2 protein-coding genes are annotated in these 1,520 nt (G+C 64.1%); one reads left to right on the forward strand and one right to left on the reverse strand.

From position 1 onward, the window contains the following. Positions 1–362: 362 nt before the first annotated feature. Positions 363–653, reverse strand: coding sequence for a hypothetical protein (locus ACFV9O_RS40355; protein ID WP_385428061.1), 291 nt, complete (start codon positions 651–653; stop codon positions 363–365). 263 nt (positions 654–916) lie between these two features. On the opposite strand from ACFV9O_RS40355, the gene ACFV9O_RS40360 reads away from it, so the two are divergent. Continuing rightward, positions 917–1,303, forward strand: coding sequence for a hypothetical protein (locus ACFV9O_RS40360; protein WP_385428062.1), 387 nt, complete (start codon positions 917–919; stop codon positions 1,301–1,303). Positions 1,304–1,520: the final 217 nt, after the last annotated feature.

Genomic DNA, 1,520 nt, shown 5'->3' on the forward strand with positions numbered 1-1,520 from the left:
AGGCCGGCGGGGATGGGCGATGATGAACGGGCAGGCACGGTCTTCCGTTGTGGTGATCAGGGACTCGACATCTCAGGATCACCCGGAGGCCGTGCGTGCCTCCGTTCCGGCCCCGCGAACTCCGCAGCCATGTCCGCACCTGAACCGGCATCAAGTCGGACAGATCCTCTGAACTACGCCGCCCTGGCTTCGTGGGGGGTTGGTTCGGCGATACTTCCGCTGCCAGAAGCAGGTACACGTCGTCCGCAGACACTTTCAGGGTCGGCACGTCGATACGCCACCGGCCCAAGGGGAGATCGCGTTCCTGGTGGATTTCGAGGAGGCGGACGTATTTCGCCGAGCTGTCGCGGCTCGACTGTTGATCAGCCGTTCAAGGCGTTGGACAGCAATCCTGCGACCACCAGGAAGACGACGACCGCCGCGAGACCGACCCCTAGCATGGCTGCCACCTTGCCGGCAGTCGGCAACTGTGTCTTGGCAATCTTCACGTTGGCGACCATGCCCAGAGCGCCCAGCCCACCGCCGATCGCGCCGCCGATGAAGAGCAGTCCCAGCGGGAGCAGGGAGAGGACCACCTGCCACGGGGCGAGTCCGTCAAAAAACTTCTTCTTGGTGAGCGGCGTAAGGGGGCCGACCTGCGGCGACTTTGACATGGCTGGTCCTTCCGATGCGCCAAACGTGCGCAGTCGATTCAAAGCGGGCGGACGCGAGATGGTGCGCCCGAGCAGAGGGTGCCCGCAAGACGTATCGCACGGGTGTTCGTGATCCTATCTACTTGATGCCGTGCGGGCATGCGTCGCGTCGGCCTCCATTCGGGCACGATCTGCGCACTCCTGGCCGATCTGGTGTTTGAATCGCCATCAATCCGGACGGATCCGTTGAACGACGTCGCCTTGCGGCACGGAGGGAGCGATCAATGGTGACCAGACTGGGTGGGGAGATCACCTACCCGCTGTACGAGCCATGCCCACCCGGGTTTGCCGAGTCCCGGCTGACGGGGGAACGGCTGGCGCGACTGGTCGACATCTACTGGGGCGATGCCGAGCTCCGCCTCGCCGAGATCGGCCTGGAGGAGGAACTGACAAAGGGCAGTTTCACCGTGGTCACGACGACCTACCCCAACGGACGTGCGTGGATGCTGGAGGACTACCGCACACAGCACTACAACCAGGTCGCTGCCGCTCCGGCAGCCACCACGCCCGAGCTCATCGACAAGCTGCACTTCTGGCACAGCTGCGGCTACTTCTTCCTCGACGCGGAGTCGTCACTGCGCGAAGAAGCCCCAGGCCGCGGCTTCCTGTAGGCCAACCGGGCTCGTAACCCCCGGGCGCTGCCCACGAAGGACATCCCGCCGCGTCTTCCTCGGACAGACTCATCAGCGTGATGGAGACAGACCTCAGCGAGCTGCTGAACCGACCTCAGGCGACGCTAGGAGCGTGTCTCAGTAACCGCAACCCGCCTGCGGTTCGTGATCGTTCGTGCGGGATGATGCTGGTATGAGTGGCGGGGATGGACTGTTC

This window comes from Streptomyces sp. NPDC059909, from assembly GCF_042730885.1.
GTDB lineage: Bacteria > Actinomycetota > Actinomycetes > Streptomycetales > Streptomycetaceae > Streptomyces.

Bases quoted from the DNA above. Each gene is read 5' to 3' on its own strand.
- ACFV9O_RS40355 (WP_385428061.1), bottom strand. From the start codon at position 653: ATGTCAAAGTCGCCGCAGGTCGGCCCCCTTACGCCGCTCACCAAGAAG.
- ACFV9O_RS40360 (WP_385428062.1), top strand. From the start codon at position 917: ATGGTGACCAGACTGGGTGGGGAGATCACCTACCCGCTGTACGAGCCA.